10 protein-coding genes are annotated in these 18001 nt (G+C 36.5%); all 10 read left to right on the top strand.

The features are described from left to right. Positions 1-6: 6 nt before the first annotated feature. The 10 genes from ACIDC4_RS07765 to ACIDC4_RS07720 all read left to right on the top strand — a co-directional run bounded on the left by ACIDC4_RS07765 (position 7) and on the right by ACIDC4_RS07720 (position 17992). A complete protein-coding gene (locus tag ACIDC4_RS07765) occupies positions 7-1479 on the top strand; it encodes a RagB/SusD family nutrient uptake outer membrane protein (protein WP_412042544.1) in 1473 nt (490 codons plus the stop codon). A 302-nt stretch (positions 1480-1781) separates the two neighbouring features. Next, the gene (locus ACIDC4_RS07760) at positions 1782-3302 is read left to right on the top strand and encodes a hypothetical protein (RefSeq protein WP_412042545.1); all 1521 of its coding nucleotides are present in this window, start codon (positions 1782-1784) and stop codon (positions 3300-3302) included. Positions 3303-3495: 193 nt separating this feature from the next. Then, positions 3496-5097, top strand: coding sequence for an MGH1-like glycoside hydrolase domain-containing protein (locus tag ACIDC4_RS07755; protein ID WP_412042546.1), 1602 nt, complete (start codon positions 3496-3498; stop codon positions 5095-5097). A gap of 40 nt (positions 5098-5137) precedes the next feature. Continuing rightward, positions 5138-7471 carry a hypothetical protein gene (locus tag ACIDC4_RS07750; protein ID WP_412042547.1) on the top strand — a complete coding sequence of 778 codons (2334 nt, stop codon included), beginning with the start codon at positions 5138-5140 and terminating at the stop codon, positions 7469-7471. Then, positions 7468-9042 (top strand): rhamnogalacturonidase, encoded by a 1575-nt coding sequence (locus ACIDC4_RS07745; RefSeq protein ID WP_412042548.1) that lies wholly within the window; start codon positions 7468-7470, stop codon positions 9040-9042. Before ACIDC4_RS07750 ends, ACIDC4_RS07745 begins: the two co-directional genes overlap by 4 nt. Positions 9043-9106: 64 nt before the next feature. Next, the gene (locus ACIDC4_RS07740; RefSeq protein WP_412042549.1) at positions 9107-11218 is read left to right on the top strand and encodes a hypothetical protein; all 2112 of its coding nucleotides are present in this window, start codon (positions 9107-9109) and stop codon (positions 11216-11218) included. 14 nt (positions 11219-11232) lie between these two features. Then, positions 11233-12720, top strand: coding sequence for a glycoside hydrolase family 28 protein (locus ACIDC4_RS07735; protein ID WP_412042550.1), 1488 nt, complete (start codon positions 11233-11235; stop codon positions 12718-12720). 9 nt (positions 12721-12729) lie between these two features. Then, positions 12730-14406 (top strand): PQQ-dependent sugar dehydrogenase, encoded by a 1677-nt coding sequence (locus ACIDC4_RS07730; RefSeq protein WP_412042551.1) that lies wholly within the window; start codon positions 12730-12732, stop codon positions 14404-14406. Between the two features lie 237 nt (positions 14407-14643). Continuing rightward, positions 14644-16923: a glycosyl hydrolase family 28 protein gene (locus tag ACIDC4_RS07725; RefSeq protein WP_412042552.1), complete on the top strand. Its 2280-nt coding sequence runs from the start codon at positions 14644-14646 to the stop codon at positions 16921-16923. A 61-nt stretch (positions 16924-16984) separates the two neighbouring features. After that, positions 16985-17992, top strand: coding sequence for a PfkB family carbohydrate kinase (locus tag ACIDC4_RS07720; protein ID WP_412042553.1), 1008 nt, complete (start codon positions 16985-16987; stop codon positions 17990-17992). Positions 17993-18001: the final 9 nt, after the last annotated feature.

Here is an 18001-nt window from a genome sequence, read left to right as displayed (position 1 = left end):
AAAAACATGAAATCTAATAATTTTCTTATTGTTGCAGCTTTATCTATTTTGATTACTGGATTTAGCAGTTGTCAAAATGATTTTCTGGATGAAGATCCACAATCTTTTTTATCACCAACAAACTTTTATAAAACCGACGCTGATGCATATGCTGCGTTAGTATCTGTTTACAATGGCTTAAGACCTATATACAGCCAGGATATGACCTTTGTAGGAGATTTAGCAGGCGAACAAACTAATCCCGGAACAGGTTCAAATACTGACCGAAGTGATATTGATAATTTTACTGTTCAATCTTCTAATCTTGTTTTAACAAACAACTGGAATAACAACTATGTTGTAATCAATAGAGCCAATACAGTTATAGAACGTGTTCCTGCTATTGAAATGCCTGCTGCTAATAAAGAACTTTATATAGCTGAGGCACATTTTTTACGTGCATTAGCTTATTTTAATCTTGTTAGAGAGTTTGGCGGAGTTCCAATAAGTTTAACGGAAACCAAAGAACTGGCAGGCCTTGATATAGCACGTTCATCTGTAGACGAAGTTTATACTGTGATTATAGATGATTTAAAACTAGCTGAAGCAAAATTGCTGCCAGTACAGCCTACAACTGGAGTTGGAAGAGCTACTAAAGGTGCGGCTTCTTCCCTGCTTGCTTATGTTTATTTAACAAAGAAAGACTGGACTAATGCTGCTGCAAAAGCACAAGAAGTAATTAACAATAAAGCTGCTTACGGCTACGGTTTATATCCTACACCGGCAGATGTCTGGAAAATAGCCAACGAAAATAAATTGGAACATATATTCTCAATTCAATTTCAGTCTGGTCCGGAAGGTTACGGAAGTGCCTATTCGCAATTCTATCTTTCAAGAACAGCAAATGTTATTCAGAATAATGGTATATCAGGATTTGCTATTAATCTAGTTGAAGATAAATTCTGGAGATCTTTTGTTGCCGCAGATACGCGCCGTGATGCTTCAATCTTATCCAGTTTTACTGATCCTAAAACGAGCAAATATTACGAGTATCCAACAAAAGGTTTAGCGGAATTAAGTATTTTTAAATACTTTGATGCACAGGCATATGCACGAAGCAACAACAATAACAACTACCCTATCTTACGCTATGCAGATGTATTGTTGATAAAAGCAGAAGCTTTGAATGAACTAAACGGACCAACTACGGATGCATACGAAGCTATTAATGCGATTCGTAAAAGAGCCGGAGCTGGTATGACGGAACTTTCGGGTTTGACAAAAGAACAATTCAGAGCAGCAATACTTCAGGAAAGAAGTTGGGAATTTTGTTTTGAAAGCAAAAGATATTTTGACTTGATTCGTACGGAGCAATTGATCCCTATTATGACCGCTGCAGGTAAAAATCCTCAGCCAAGAAATTTATTATTTCCAATTCCACAAAGAGAAATCGACTTAAATAGTAAAATCGATCCGTCAGATCAAAATCCTGGATATTAACTAAATAATCTTTCTCCCATGCTCAAACGTGGGAGAAAAATTCAAGTTATTTATTAAGAATGTCATGCTTCAATAGAGGCGGACGAATTCCCTATGAATTTAAAAGTTTTATTACAGGCTCCAATTGGCGCAGGCTAAAGGACAGTCTAAATTCAATATAATATTTTAGAGTTGGTTTAATTTTAGTTTTTTGAAAGAAGCGGGATGGGAATCCTCCTTCCCGTTCCGTTTTTCTTTTTTAACAGCCTATTCCATTTTTTATATTGAATTCAATCAAAAAGTAATACTATAAAAATAAACAGATGAATCATTTTCTTTCTTCAGTTATACTTCTAATGCTTACTGCGAATATTTTTTCGCAAAGCAAAAGTTCACTGGTTCCAAATGAACCATCAAAAGCACCTGATTACTTCTGTACCTGGAACATACAGGGATATTCATGCAGCTACAATACCAATGCAGAAATTAGACAAGCAATGACTGAAAAAAATATGCTTGGCGAAGGGACTTATCTAAACTGGGTTAATTTTTTTCCAAAAATTCGTGAAGATCTCATTTTTGTTATGGATGATTCTTGGGATATTCCGCTTTCAGAAACCAGCAAAGACGGTCCTTCTTTTGGTCTTACGGAATTAAATCAGGAGCGTTTTCCTTCTTACACCGGAAATCCGGCAGAAAGATTAACCAAACTGGTAAATGCCGTAAAAGCAAAAGGATGGAAAGGTCTTGGCGGATGGATTTGTGCTCAGGAAGCACCTATTGCAGGAAACGTAAATTCAGAAGAATATTGGACAGAACGCATAAAAGCTGCAAATGAAGCTGGTTTTGCCTATTGGAAAGTAGATTGGGGAAAACAATCCCGAAACTTAGAATGGAGAAAAACCATGACTAAATTAGGTCGTACTTATGCGCCAAATTTAGTAATTGAACATGCTTTTAATGGATATACAATTGAAGTAAGCGACACCTACAGAACTTACGATGTCGAGAATGTTACTGCGCAGCCAGTTACCATTCAAAGAATTGCCAATTTATTACACTATCAACCACAAGGCGACGCAAAAAGTATTATCAATTGCGAAGATGAGCCTTATATCGCGGCAGGTTTGGGTTGTGCTATTGGCGTAATGCGTTATCCTTTTCCGGACAAACTTCCTAATAATACCAATGACTACGCATTTCCTCCTATTGGAAGAAATATGAAATACAGAATGGATGAAATAACAAGAGGCGTAAGATGGCACCGCATTGCCGAACCTTTTGGAGTGGGATCAGAAAATTATAGTATCGATAAAAATGTTCTAAAGGATTATTGGGTTTTAGCAGAAAGAGAAACCTGGAATAAAAAACACAAACCAGGCGATACTTTAAGAGAAAATGCGCCGGCAAGAGTAAGCCGTGGATTGCCATTGGCAAAAGTTTTAAATCCAAGTCCAGATCAGCCTTTTGTATTATCATCAATGTATCCAAATGGAGCTGTTGCTGTTGTTACTATTGGCCGAGGTATTAATCGGGAATACATTACGAAGCGCATTAAAGTGGAGCAGGAAATTCAAAATATTGATAATCCTATCGGAATATTTGGAGATTATGAGTCACTTACATTGATTCTTCCAACCAAAATAAAAGCCTCAGATTACGAAGTTTTAGGTCAGGATTTGGCTGGAGATACTTCTTCAGATATTACAAAAGATATTGTTTTTAAGGATAATAAAATAATTATCTCAGGAGACTTAATTCGAAAAGTTGGTCTTTCAGCAGCATCAAAAAATGATATTTCTGATCCAGGATTGGTTTTAAAATTTAATAAAAAAATAAAGTAAACATTCTAACACATAGAAACATAGAATTTATAGGTAAAGATAGCATACAAAAAGAAACACATTTCTTTCACATAGCAAAACTCTGTGTATTTAAATAAGTGAAACGCCTTTTTTAAAATACAAATCTATCCCGAAGCTTCGGGACTATGTGTTAAAACAAATCCATTAAAAGGGTTGAATAAACATAATAATCATGAAAAAAATATTTTCCTTTTTACTATTCCTTTGCTTTCTAAGTCAAATAACAGCGCAAAAACCTGTTATTGAACTTGGAACAGCCGACTGGGGAAAAGGAATTAAGAAATTATATATTCCTGAAAAATTGGTTGCCGAAAATAATTTTATAAAAAATACTCCACAAAATTTTGATACTCCGCCAACTTTCGATCAAATAAAAGAAAAGCTTCCGCAACCATTTTGGAAAACAAAAAACGATGCGATTCTTTGTTACTGGAAAGCTTGGGAAATTGCCTTTTCTAATCTTCATAAAGTTAGTCCTGAAAACGGATTTGTTTCTCCGTATATCGATGCTGCTTTCAATGGAAATATCTTCATGTGGGACACCGCTTTTATGACATTATTTGGACGTTATGGCTCCAATGCTTTCAATTTTCAGGGTTCTTTGGATAATTTTTACAGCAAGCAAAAACCAGACGGATTCATTTGTCGACAAATTTATGGTACTAACGGTGAAGATTGTTTCGAACGTTACGATCCTTCAAGTACAGGACCTAATATTTTGCCTTGGTCAGAATGGGAATATTACACCAATTTTAACGACAAGGCCAGATTAGCAAAAGTATTTCCTGCCCTTCTAGCCTATTACAATTGGTTTAACCTCAACCGTTCGTGGAAAGACGGCACTTATTATTCGACTGGCTGGGGCTGCGGAATGGACAATCAACCACGTTTACAAAATGGATATAGCGTAAGATGGAGCAACGGTCAAATGTCCTGGATCGACACCACATTACAGGAAATTTTTGCCGCTCGATTTTTGATAAAAATGGCTGTTGAACTTGATAGAGAAAATGACGTAAAAAAATTGAAAGAAGAAGTTGAATATCTGACCAAATTCGTAAACGAAAAAATGTGGAATGAAAAATTGAATTTCTATACCGATGCTTTCAAAGATGGATCGTTATCTAATTTACAATCAATCGGCTCTTATTGGGCATTGCTTGCAGATGTAGTTCCCGAAAATCGAATAAATCAATTTATTAGCCCACTTTCTGATACCAAAAAATTCAATCGTCCGCATCGTGTTCCTACTTTATCTGCTGATAGTCCAGATTATAATGCCGAAGGCGGTTACTGGCGAGGATCTGTCTGGGCACCGACTTCTTATATGGTTTTAAGAGGACTTACCCAAATACATCAGGATAGTCTTGCACATGAAATCGCAACGAATCATTTTGACAATGTACTAAAAGTTTACACCCAAACTGGCACTTTATTCGAAAACTATTCCCCCGAAAAAATACAGGGAAATGATCGCAAAAATTTTGTTGGATGGACAGGATTGACTCCTATTGCGGTTTTGTTCGAATATATTTTTGGAATCAGAGCTGATGTTCCTAATAATAAGATTGTTTGGGATGTGACTTTAAACGATGAGTTTGGAGTAAAACAATATCCTTTTGGAATTGATGGTACAATTGATTTTTATTGTAAATCCAGAAAAGATGCTAAAGCAATGCCTCAAATAACGGTGAGATCTAGTAAGGATTTTACACTCACATTACTTTGGGCGGGAGGGAAAAAAGATATTCTTATAAAAGGAAAAAAAATATAAAACTGTAGTACATAGAACAGTTCAAAACATAAAAATACTAATGAAAAAAAATCTAATTATATTATTCTCTATCCTGTTTTATAGCATTGGAACAAATGCAAAAACACCCGTTGCTGCAGACCGTTGGCTGGAAATTGATCTTTACTGGTTTGAACACAAAGACATGGAGAAATCTGCCAATGAATTTTGGCAACGCTACGAACCTCTTATGCAGGGAATCGACGGCTGGAAAGGTGTTATCATCAATGTTGGTTGGATTACGGATTACTTATATGAATGGCAGGGAGATATTAATCAGGAAATAAAACTGCCTAAAAACATGAAAACCTGGGGTTCTATCAAAGACCAGGGACAATTGGCAGGAACAACTCCGGAGCGTATGGATTTATGGAAAGATCGCTTTGAAAAGGCAGATAAACCTCAATCTATCAATTACGAAAAATGGACGTATGCCGATTTGAAAAAATTAGTAACCATACTTAAAAAAACAGCCCAAAATAAATACAATTTAAAAGATATTAAAGTGGGTACGTTTATTACCGGAGGTCAAAGCTCTTATGACGGCGATAAATCATCATTTTCATTAAGACATGCCAATTCTTATAGAAATGGGAAACCAAATATGGTTGCTAAATTAGCTGCTGAATCCCACAAATATGGTGCTTTTCCAGAAGGAATTCCAGAAGGAACACCTTTGACAGAATTCTTCGGAAAACAATGGGGAAGCTTGTCAAAAGCACTTAACCTTGATGTTATTATTTTAAGAGACGGCTTTTTAGGTACAGGATTGTATTCGAGAAGAAAAGGTCCGTATGGCGAAACCGCTCCAAAAGATCCGAAACTGGTCGCAGAATGGAGCAAAGCCACAGCAGATTTAGTGAAGCAAACCAAAATTTCGAATCCAAAAGCATTAGTTATTGGATATTCAAATGCCGCAAGTGCTGTTGGCGGATGGCGCGCGAATTGTTTTGATTTAGAAACCATTGCAAAAGAAGGATATCTCGACGGTTGGATTGACCAGTCCTGGGCGGGATCGTGGAATGAAGTTGGGCAGCGTCCTGTTATGAATTATGTTCCTGAAGTTCGCTTTTGGAGTTCGCCTTTATTGGGCTACAGCTATATGTTGGGTTATATGTTGTCGCATTCTGCCATGCTTGCCGATACAAAAGTGCACCATTATTTCTTAACCGAAACCTTTGACGCTTGGGAAACCTGGGATATTATTCATAATGCCAGAGAAAGATTGCGATGGGGGGTCTGGGCGTATTCGCATGCTGCATTGAAAACTCCAAACGGACTCAAAATGCCTAACGGAAGCTACATTTCATGGGGCAATAGAGGAAAAATGTTATTGCCTGAAGAGGATGTAAAATTCCTTGCTCAAACTACCAATGAGGCTTTCGCCGATGCCGTAGCAACCAAAGAAGTTTTTGGACCAACATTGGTTTACAACCGAAGTGCGATGGAATGGCAATCGAATAACAAACCAGATGAAAACATCAAAGAATGGATTGACGAACAAGCAGGAACATTAATGAAATGGTCTGCTCCTATTATGTCGGTAACCCGTTTAGAATATCTGCCAAATGTTCAAAGCGATCTATTTATTTTTCAGACTCCGTCTCATTTAAACTCCTCTGAAAAAGAAAATTTAATTAAAGTCCTAAAATCGGGCAAACCATCAATGGTTATTGGTAGTCCAGTTGGTGGATTGGATAAAGATATTGCTGCAATTTTAGGAGTATCTTCAACAGATACGATCATTAACAGCACCAAATACATTGGAACAATTAATTATAAAACGGAAGGCATTTATGCTTCTATTCCTAATACATTTCCAATTTTTCAACCTTTTACACAGAATAAATTTAGCGACGGACTTGAATCTATTTATTCCGTAAGCTTCTCTCCTGCGCTGGGATTGAATCAAAAAGACGGAAAAAATTTGATTTATTGGGATGCTCCTGAATTTTTCAATAATCTTCCTGGCGGAACAGATAATTACAAAGGTTCTCTGGATCAAATTATGGGAAGTCCGGTGTCTTATGTTTTGACCGCCCGACTTATGAATGAAACGATGAAAAAATCAGGATTTGCTTATGTGGATGAAATCAAACAAGAGCAACCTGTTCAATTATCAATGTGGAAGCTTAATGATGGAAGTTTTAGGATTATGGCCGGAAATCTCGAAGAAGGAATCAATCATACAGCAAATCATACGGTACAAACTACTCTTAATTTGCCATTTATTACCAATAAAGCTGTCGAAGTTTCTGAGCTTTGGAACAGAGCCAATACTATTATCGGAAATAAAAAACTGGAGATCAATTTAACTCAGGCACAAACTAAACTTTTTAAAATAGAAAAGCCATGAGAAAACAAGCTACACTAAATTTCACAATAACGGAGAAGTCTTTTTTTCTAGCATTTGTTGTTTTTCTTTTATCTGGATTCTGTGTTATCCTTAATGCACAATCAAAAGAGACAAATAATGTGTTTAATGTTCGTTCGTATGGAGCAATTGGAGACGGAAAAAACCTTGATAGTCCAGCAATTAATAAAGCAATTGATGCTGCTGTAAAAGTGGGTGGCGGAACAGTATGGCTTCCGGCAGGAACGTATTTGAGTGGTTCTATCCATTTGCAAAGCAATATAAATCTGCATATTGATGCCGGCGCAACTATTTTGGGAGCGCCTCAGGAAATGAATGCTTATGATGAAACCGAACCATCAAATGTAGGTCCTTATCAGGACGGTGCGCATACCTATTTTCACAATAGTTTAATTTGGGGAGAGAATCTTACTAACGTTTTCATTACCGGTCACGGATTCATAAATGGCGGCGGTATTATACGCGATGATGAAATTTTGAATAAAATGAATGGTCACGATAATTGGCAAAATCCAAATCCGACTTTTAAACCAATGCGATTAGGCAATAAAGCAATTGCACTTAAAAGCTGCAAAAACATTACAATCAGCGACATTACTATCGTTCATGGCGGTCATTTTGCAATATTGGCAACGGGTTGTGATATGATGACTGTTGACAATGTAACGATGGATACAAATCGCGATGGTATCGATATTGACTGTTGCCGAAACGTAGTAGTTTCAAACTGTCGTGTTAATTCTCCGGGTGATGACGGAATCTGCCTTAAAAGTACTTATGCTCTTGGCGAATTTAGAATTACCGAAAATGTCTCCATTACCAATTGTCAGGTTTCCGGATTTCAGGAAGGCACTTTGCTTGACGGAACTATGAAACCTAGACCAAATGCTTCCGGACGTATTAAATTAGGCACAGAATCTAGCGGAGGATTTCGAAACATTACGATTTCTAATTGTACGATACGCAGCTGCCGAGGACTCGCACTTGAATCAGTAGACGGTGCACTTCTTGAAAACATTACTATCACCAATTTAGTAATGACGGATTTATACCACTATGCAATTTATGTAGCAACAGGCAACCGCAACCGATCGCCGGAAGTTAAAACCAATAGTCGTATGAAAAATGTTTTGATATCTAATGTTATTGCAACTGTATCAGATAAAATGAGCGGTATACAAATTATGGGCTTGCCTGAGGAACCTATTGATGGATTACGACTGGAAAATATTCGTCTAATAACTAAAGGCGGAGGAACTTTAGAAGATACGGCCATAAAACCTAGAGAACTTGGAAACGGTTATCCGGAACCTTATAAGATTGGGACTTTGCCTGCATACGGGATTTTTGTGCGACACGTAAAAAATTTAGAACTGGCAAACATTATAACCAAGTTTGAAACAATCGATAAGCGCCCTGCTGCCATGTTTTCAGATATTCAGGGACTTGATATTGATAATTTGAAGTTGCAGACAGCTGATGGTGTAAAAAACATACTATTGACTGATGATGTTAAAGGCGTAAATATTCGAAATACAACTTTAACTAAATAAAATAGCTTAAGACAAATTCTATCTTTTTAGCTTCTAAAATAATTTGTTGATAAAGAATATAATTATGAATAAAAAAATATTGTTACTAGGCTTATTTCTATCTGTTTTCTGCCAGGTCACTGCGCAAAAAACAGTTATAAGTGCTAAGGATATTGAAAAGACAATACGATCAACAGATCTGGAGAGAAAATCTTTACCTGATACTGCCACCATTAATTTGTATCAGGGAAATGGTGTTTTTGGAAGTTCTTATGGTCCGCTTGGATTACATATTGACCCTTCAAAAAATGCTTCATTTACCAAATATGGAAAAACAGAATACTTTAATATGCATCATTTTGTAAGAGCAAAATATAATGCCGATTATCTCATTCCACTTGCTCATTTTTATTGGGAAAAAGAGCCGGTAAAAGCAACAAACTACAGTCAGAAGCAAAGTTATTATGACGGTACGATTTCAACCCATTTTGAAGAAGGTCAAAATAAAGTTACTGTTCTAACCTGGTTTGATGCGGTCAATACAAATTTGGCCGGAATAAAAATTAATGTAGAAGGAAAAGCGTCAGATATCATCTTTAAACCTTCTGATATTTTAGACGTTCATTACGATCAAAAGCTCACTCAAATCTCAAAAATAACACAGCAGAAGGATCAATGGAAAATTGAACTTTCTTGTTTGAATGCCAAAACAAATGTGTACTTAAAAACAAACGCTTTGGTAGAACTTCAAGGCTCGAATTTGGTTTTAAAACTAAAATCGGGAGAAAATAACATCTTGCTTTCTGTTAAAGAACCAATTGCTATTGCTGCCAAAAAATCGTTAAAACAAAATACAGCATGGTGGCATTCTAAATGGCAAACCATGGGAATTATTATTGTTCCCGATTTAAATGCGCAGAAATTATGGGTTCGATCTATGGCTCAGTTTTTAAGTTCGTTTAATGATCAAAAATTAGGTTTACCACCGCCAATGGGCTTTACAGGAAATCACTGGTCTTTTGGTTATCCGCAGGATGTTTCATTTGTACATTCCATTTTACTTTCAACAGGAAATATTGAAATGGCAAAATCATGGGTTGAAAATTTTGCTGATAGAATTCCGGGAATGAAAGCCTACACCAAACGCCTTTTGAATGTGGATGGAATCATGGCACCGTGGACATTTCCTTACGGTGATTTTGAAGGTTATCACGATCCTGCTGTTCCAAATAAGTTTTATTACGAAATTCATAATTCGGGTTATATGGCACGAATGGCTTATGAAACTTCGGTTTTTGTAAACGATAAAAACTGGACAGAAAAAAACGCAAAACCCTTAATTGCCGAAACAGCCAAATTCTACAGAAGCATTTCTCAAAAAGGAGCTGATAATCTTTGGCACATCATCATTCAGCCTTCAACAGGACAAGATGAAAAAGGCGGAGTCAATCAGGACGATTATTTGTGTGCTCTTTTTAGTGCCGAATATTGTTTGCAGAAAGCAATTGAACTGAATTTAGACGAAGATGGAACTTACGCTAAAATTCTAAAAGAAGGATTGTCTTTTCCTGTATTAAAATCACAAAGAGGTATTTATTTTACCAACAGAGGACGCGGAGAATCAGATTTTGGAAGTCAAAAACATCCTGTACAGTTAAATCCCCTGGCATTTCTTCCAATCGAAAAAACAGTCTCGGAGACTTCAAAGACCGCGTACGAACTGCGATATGATATTACAATGGGAGCTAAAAAACCTTATTTCTACGGATGGACTTTGGGTGAATTTCTATTGGCGGGTTCAAGAATGGGCGACGTTCCAGGATGGCAGAAAGATTGGGATAATCTTAGAAAAGCTGATTATGTTGATGCAGAATGGATTCAGGTTTATGAAACCAGTGGTGTTTACAAGGACGCTTATTACAATATTACGAACGGCCTTATTACGCAATCACTTCTAAATAATATTGTGACAGACTGGTACGGCAAACTCGAAATAGCAAAATGCAATCCGTGGAAAGAAAAAGTTTATCTGCAAAATATCTATTCAAAGTTGGGTGTAACGGTCAGCGGTGAAGTTGATCAAAAATCGGCTTCAATAGAATTGAAAGCATGGAAAGACTGTGAATTTGACCTCAACGGAGAAAAAATAATATTGAAGAAAAACGAAACAATCAAAAAGAAAATAGCGCTTAAATAAAATACAAAAATATCATGAAAAAGAAGTTCTCTAAATTAATTCTTACTCTTGCAGCTTTTGTTTTTGCAAATGCTGCAATTGCACAAACCAACAGTTTTGATCATTTGAAATTAGCTTCAGATTTGGAAGTAATGGCAAAAAAACTCGAAAAATCCCTTGCTGCAGATCACAGTAATTTACCTGTTTTTAATGTAGTAAAAGATTTTGGAGCCATAAACGAAGGAAAACAATTGACTACAAAACAACTACAAACTGCGATTGATGAATGTTCTAAAAAAGGACCGGCGCGCCTATTTTTTCCGGAAGGAATGTATTTAACAGGAACACTTATTTTAAAATCAGGTGTACATATCGAATTAGATAAAAATGCAAAAATACTGGGAAGCACAGACCCGAAAGATTATATCGTAATACAACCTGAATATAAAAACAACACCGATCTTCAGGTAGATAAATCGCTGTTTTATGCCGAAAAAGTAGATGGAATTTCGATTACCGGAAAAGGTATAATTGATTTTCAAGGAACTAGCGCCACTTATTTAGGCACAGGAAATAACGACAAACGCAGACCTTACGGAATAAGAATTATCAGTTCTAAAAACATTTATATGAGTGGTATAATGTTACTGAATTCGCCACAATGGTTACAGCATTATCTGGATTGCGAGAATTTAATGGTCGAAAATATGAATGTATTCAACCACGCGCATCAAAATAATGACGGAATCGATATTGACGGCTGCCGCAATGTGTATGTGCGTAATTCACGTTTCGATAGTGATGACGATGCCATTTGTTTAAAAAGCAACGGCCCGTCAGCCTGTGAAAATGTTTTGATCGAAAATTGTACTGCCGCGAGTCACTGTAACTCTTTAAAATTGGGAACAGAAACTACAGGAGGATTTAAAAATATTATCTACCGCAACTGCAAAGTCGTGCAATCTGTAACAGGTTTTCACAAAGTAAATGGAACAGAAACAACCCGCACAGCAATCACCCTTATCATTACGGACGGTGGAAAAATGGAAAATGTCTGGTTTGATAATATAGAAGCTACTGATTGTGTTACTCCAATATTTGTTACTCTTGGAAACAGAAGCCGTAAGCATACTGCCTCTGCTCCGGTACCTGCAATTGGAAGCATAAAAAACATCAGAATATCGAATATGAAAGCTTTTGGTGCAGGACCAATGGCATCTTCTGTTACAGGTTTAGATAATGCCAATAAAATAAATAATGTTGTTCTTGAAAACATTGCTATTGAATTGACTCATCCGGGAGAAAGTGCTGATAGAAACATTGATATGACGGCACTTCTTGCTGCCAAAAAACGCGGCTATCCTTCACCTGATACCTTCGGGAATCTTTCAAGCTATGGTTTCAATTTTAAATATGTGAACGGGCTAAAAATCCAAAACTTAAAATTCGATTTAAAATGTAAAGATCCCCGTGAAGCGATTGTAATTGAAAATTGTGAGAATGTAGACAAATCGAAGTTATAGTAAAATACAATGATAAAAAAGAATGATACCATTCCACTACTTATTCTAACTCTTGCTATTCTGGCAAGCGTGGTGGCTATGATCAAATCAAAAGACAGGGTTTACATACTTAATACTGAGTTATCATTACCTCAAGGTTTTGCTGCTGTAAAACTGATAGACAGTCTTGGAAAGGTAAGACATATAACCGTTACAGATAATGACAAAATTTATGCAAGACTTGCCAAACCTATCAACGGAAAAGGGACATTATTATTAGAACAGAAAAATGGAAAAGCGACGTTAAAATTTGGTTTTGGAAATTACGGAGGAACGGGAGTTCGACTTTACAGAGGATATCTCTACACCTCTTGCAACTCAGAAATTTTCAGATATAAATTGGATAAAAATGGAAAGGTAATCGATACAACAGCACGCGAAACAATCGTTACCGGATTATTGGATAATGGTACGCATGAAACAAAATCGATTATGATGGACAATAAAGGAAACATGTATATTCCGATTGGCTGTCCTTTAAATTCATGCCAGCAGGAAGACCGAAAAAAAGGATCAATGGGTATCCCCGATTGTCCACTTTTGAAAATCAGCGGAGGAGTCTGGCAGTTTAAACCAAATGTCCTGAATCAAACTATTCAAGATGGGGTACGATATGCGACAGGATTACGAAATGTTGTCGCTGTTGACTGGAATACGCAAACCAATCAGCTTTTTGTAATGCAGCACGGACGTGATCAATTGGATTACCTTTTTCCCGAATTATATTCGACCAAACAAAATGCTGAAATTCCTGCTGAATGCATGTACGCCTTAAAAAAAGGAGACAACGCTGGCTGGCCTTTTATCTATTATGATTATTTAAAAAAGAAGAAAATCCAGATGCCTGAATATGGTGGTGATGGCAAAAAAGAAGGCAGTTCTAAATATTTGGATCCAATTGCTGCTTATCCAGCTCACTTAGCTCCAAACGACATTTTGTTTTACACTGGAAACCAATTTCCTAAACGATATAAAAACGGTGCTTTTATAGCTTTTCACGGCTCATGGAATCGCAGACCGGAGCCTCAAATGGGTTATTTTGTTGTTTTTCAACCTTTCAAAAACGGAAAACCTTATGGAAACTGGGAGGTTTTTGCAGACGGATTTTCAGGATCTCCGGAAAATACCGCATCTGGACATTCAGAGCGCCGTCCGTGTGGTCTTGCACAGGGACCAGATGGTTCCCTTTATATTTCTGATGATAAAAAAGGAGCTATCTACAAAATTACCTATGATGAAAACAGAACAACTCAGAATCTCGAATCTTCTAAACCTAAAACTGTAATAAAAGATGATGATAAAATACTTGATAAAACCAACAAAATAAATGCCGCTGGGGCGCAAATTTATACCAGAAATTGTGCTGTATGCCACATGGATGATGGAACAGGCGTAACCAATCTTAATGCACCGCTTAAAAAATCCAGTAATGTAACGGGTGAAAAAAGCAGACTAATTAAGACGCTTCTTAATGGACTTAAAGGTGGTAAACTTGATGGAGAAATATATAGCAATGCAATGCCTTCCCATAGTTTTTTAACAGATAAAGAAATCGCAGATGTGTTAACTTATGTACGAAATAGCTTTGGTAATAAGGCCAGTGCTGTTTCTCCTGAAGAGGTTGCTGCTATTCGTAAAATTAAATAAAATCAATATTACAGACTTTTTTGGGTCTGTAATATTTACCGTTTTTACAGAAGAGAATTAATAAATAATAATAACATTTTAAACCACAAATTATGATAAAAACACCGTAAAAAACCGTGTGCGCACACGAAACATAATTAACTGTAAAATAACCAATTACAAACACAATTCGTACTAATTATAAATGCGCAACTATTACACAATCACTTTATTTTCTAACCTTAAAAACAATTTACAATGAAAACAATTTTGAATTTGCATCGGATCTCGATGAAGAAGATTTTATTTTTAACAAGCGTTGCATTTTTATTTAACGCATCAGTGCTTTGGAGCGCAACAAGAAATGTCGTCACAGGTTACGGAGCGGATAATACAGGAGCCACTTATGCCACTGTACAGATCCAAAATGCGATTAACGCCTGCCAGCCGGGTGATATTTTATTCTTTCCTGACGGAACGTATTTAATGGATAGTGGTTTGACACTAAAATCGAACGATTTAACTGTTATCATTTCTCCGGGTGCGCTTATTAAAGCCAATACAATCTATGTATGGCGTGAGAATGGTAGTGATTTATTCTTTGGTGAAAACCTTAAAAATATTGAAATCACAGGAGGCGGAATAATTGATGGCGGTGGTCTGGTTTACGAACGCAGTACCAGGCCTTATCAAAAACCAGGTCGAGGTATTGAATTAATTGGCTGTACAAATGTGAATATTCACCACTTAACCGTGAGAAACATTCCTAATTTTGCGATTAATCTAGAAAGATGTAACCTCGTAATTGCAGATAATCTATTGATTCGTGGTAGGCCTTTTGACAATTTTCATGGTTCTGCAGATGGTTTAGACATTCAAAGTTGTTTTGATGTCACCATTACAAATTGCGATATTGAAGTTGGTGACGATGCACTCTGCTTAAAAGTAAAACCCGAAGCTCCTTTGCATAAAGTAAGAATCAAAAACTGTATTCTGGCCTCTTCATGTAATGCTCTTAAATTAGGTACCGACACAAAAAACGATGCTTATGACATTATTGCGGAGAATATTATTATAAACAAACATTCTAATCCTGCCGCAAGCGGAGAGGATCCTATTTCTACAGGTGACTGTATATCTGCAATTACTATACAAAGTAATGATAACACGAATGTTCATGATATTACAGTAAGAAATGTAACTATCAATAGTTGTTACAATCCTATCTATCTTGAATTACAAAACAGAGGAAATAATAACCCTTTTTTAGGTAAACTAAGTAACATTTTAATTGAAAATGTCAATTGTAAAAAATCAACTATTCAACCTGTTGTTTTTAATTATGATTGTGATTATCCAACTAAAATGGAAGACGTCACTCTTAACAATATCACAGTTTATAATTATAGTTCAAATGCGGGAGTCAATCAGACTTGTATGTCAGGAAACTATCCGGAAGTTAAAAATAACGGAATTGCTGCTGCATACGGTATTTGGGCAAGAGGTATTGATGGTCTGGATATCAACAGCTGTGATTTCATCAATACAGGAAACAGTACGCGTCCGAGAACTTACTTCGAAAATACAACGGCTGATGTTCATGAAACTAACGGATGTACCAGAATTCCAATCGATCCATTCTCTAAAGTAAATAACGGAGCTTATAGAAATGTGCCAATTACTGTTGCTGCAACTGGTGCGTCTGTAACTTTTGGACCTCAGCCAACAAACGGAAGCTGGAGCTGGACGGGACCAAACGGATTTAACTTAAATTCACGCGAAGTTACCATTTCAAATATTCAGGATGCAAAATACGGAATCTATACAGCAACTTATACGAATCCTTGCGGAGCTGTAAGCACTATGGATTTTGAGATTACCAATAAGAATATTTATGAAGCAGAAAACGCTTTAATCAACGAAGGAACTATAAACGAAGGTGCTACAGGAAGGTATGTTGATCTAAATGCGGGAGGATTCGTGAAATGGGGTAACGTTAATATGACGAATGCCGGAACTTATACTTTAGCTTTTAACGTTGCGGTTTATTCTGCAGGTACAAGAAAAATGGGACTTTATGTAAACGGTGTTAAAAAAGGTGTTATCACATCTTCTTCTTTGACTTTTGGCGAAGTTTCTTTGAACAGTGCTCTTAACTCAGGAAATAACGTGATAGAATTGCGCGATTCTGAAGGAACTACAGAATTAAACATCGATTATTTAGTAGTAAAAACTACTTCTGGAGGTATCGCTGCAAAAGGTGCTAAAACTGCTGCAGTAACAACTCAACCTTTAAAAGAAGAAGGTTTTTATATATATCCAAATCCTAACAACGGAATTTTAAATATTGATTTTTATGGAGAAAAATATACTTCAATACAGATTTATGACAGCGCAGGAAACCTGGTTTATTCTAAAAAAGTAGATGCCGAAAACGCATTGCAAATCGATTTAACTTCTGTTTTAAAAACTGGAGTGTACGTCATTTCATTAAAATCAGATGGCAAGGTTACAAACAAAAAGCTGATGGTTAATTAAGCATTAAATAGTAAATACTGGTTCTCATTTCCATACAAAAGTAAATTACAAATAATAAGTTATGTCAAATAAAATCGTGTGTTTTGGAGAAATACTGCTTCGTCTTTCGCCTCCAAATCATTTAAAAATTTTTAAATCAAAAACATTTGAAGCACACTATGGCGGTGCCGAAGCAAATGTTGGAGCATCGTTGGCTTTAATGGGCTGTGATGTGAATATTGTTACTGCACTTCCTCAAAATGAACTTGGGGCGTCTGCAGAAAGTGAAATGCTTTCGTATGGAATGAGAGCCAATACTATCAGACAGGGAGAACGAATCGGAATTTATTATTTCGAACAAGGTGCCTCCGAAAGACCTGGACGGGTAGTCTATGACCGAAACAGTTCTTCCTTTTCTGAATTAAAAAAGGGAATGATCGATTGGAAAACCATTTTTAAAGATGCAAAATGGTTTCATTGGTCGGGCATCACTCCTGCCCTTTCTCAGGACTTGGCAGACGTTTGTGAAGAAGCTTTAATTATTGCTTCAGAAATGGGATTAACCATTTCTGCCGATTTAAATTTCAGGCCGACTTTATGGAATTATGGTAAAAAAGCCAATGAAGTAATGCCAAACCTCATCCAATATTGCGATGTACTTTTAGGCGGCATTGATGATTCTGAGAATTGTTTGGAAATAAAAACAACCGAAGATGAATCTTTTGAAATTGTCTATAAAAAATGGCAAAAACAGCATCCCAAATTAAAAACAATTGTCTCTACACTACGCTATGATGCCAATGCATCTGCAAATACTATTGGAGCAGTTTTATGGAGCGATTCAAAACTTTATCAATCCGGAGAATATAAAATTTCACACATTATCGATCGTATTGGCGCTGGTGATGCCTTTATGGCCGGACTCATATACGGACTTATCAATTGGCCCAAAGATCCGAAAAAAACGGTAGAATATGCTTTGGCCGGTTCTTGCCTCAAACATTCAATAGCTGGCGATATTAATTTGGCTTCGGTCAATGACATTACAGCTTTAATGAACGGTTCAACAGGCGGGCGGGTTATTCGATAATTAGAAATA

This window comes from Flavobacterium sp. C3NV (genome assembly GCF_046825355.2).
Taxonomy (GTDB): domain Bacteria; phylum Bacteroidota; class Bacteroidia; order Flavobacteriales; family Flavobacteriaceae; genus Flavobacterium.
The sequence above is the reverse complement of the archived record's forward strand: the minus strand, read 5'-3'. Positions and strand labels throughout refer to the sequence as shown.

What these genes read in the sequence shown, in the direction of transcription:
- ACIDC4_RS07735 (WP_412042550.1), top strand. Translation starts at nt 11,233, where the DNA reads ATGAAAAAGAAGTTCTCTAAATTAATTCTTACTCTTGCAGCTTTTGTT.
- ACIDC4_RS07745 (WP_412042548.1), top strand. Translation starts at nt 7,468, where the DNA reads ATGAGAAAACAAGCTACACTAAATTTCACAATAACGGAGAAGTCTTTT.
- ACIDC4_RS07760 (WP_412042545.1), top strand. Translation starts at nt 1,782, where the DNA reads ATGAATCATTTTCTTTCTTCAGTTATACTTCTAATGCTTACTGCGAAT.
- ACIDC4_RS07750 (WP_412042547.1), top strand. Translation starts at nt 5,138, where the DNA reads ATGAAAAAAAATCTAATTATATTATTCTCTATCCTGTTTTATAGCATT.
- ACIDC4_RS07765 (WP_412042544.1), top strand. Translation starts at nt 7, where the DNA reads ATGAAATCTAATAATTTTCTTATTGTTGCAGCTTTATCTATTTTGATT.
- ACIDC4_RS07720 (WP_412042553.1), top strand. Translation starts at nt 16,985, where the DNA reads ATGTCAAATAAAATCGTGTGTTTTGGAGAAATACTGCTTCGTCTTTCG.
- ACIDC4_RS07730 (WP_412042551.1), top strand. Translation starts at nt 12,730, where the DNA reads ATGATAAAAAAGAATGATACCATTCCACTACTTATTCTAACTCTTGCT.
- ACIDC4_RS07725 (WP_412042552.1), top strand. Translation starts at nt 14,644, where the DNA reads ATGAAAACAATTTTGAATTTGCATCGGATCTCGATGAAGAAGATTTTA.
- ACIDC4_RS07740 (WP_412042549.1), top strand. Translation starts at nt 9,107, where the DNA reads ATGAATAAAAAAATATTGTTACTAGGCTTATTTCTATCTGTTTTCTGC.
- ACIDC4_RS07755 (WP_412042546.1), top strand. Translation starts at nt 3,496, where the DNA reads ATGAAAAAAATATTTTCCTTTTTACTATTCCTTTGCTTTCTAAGTCAA.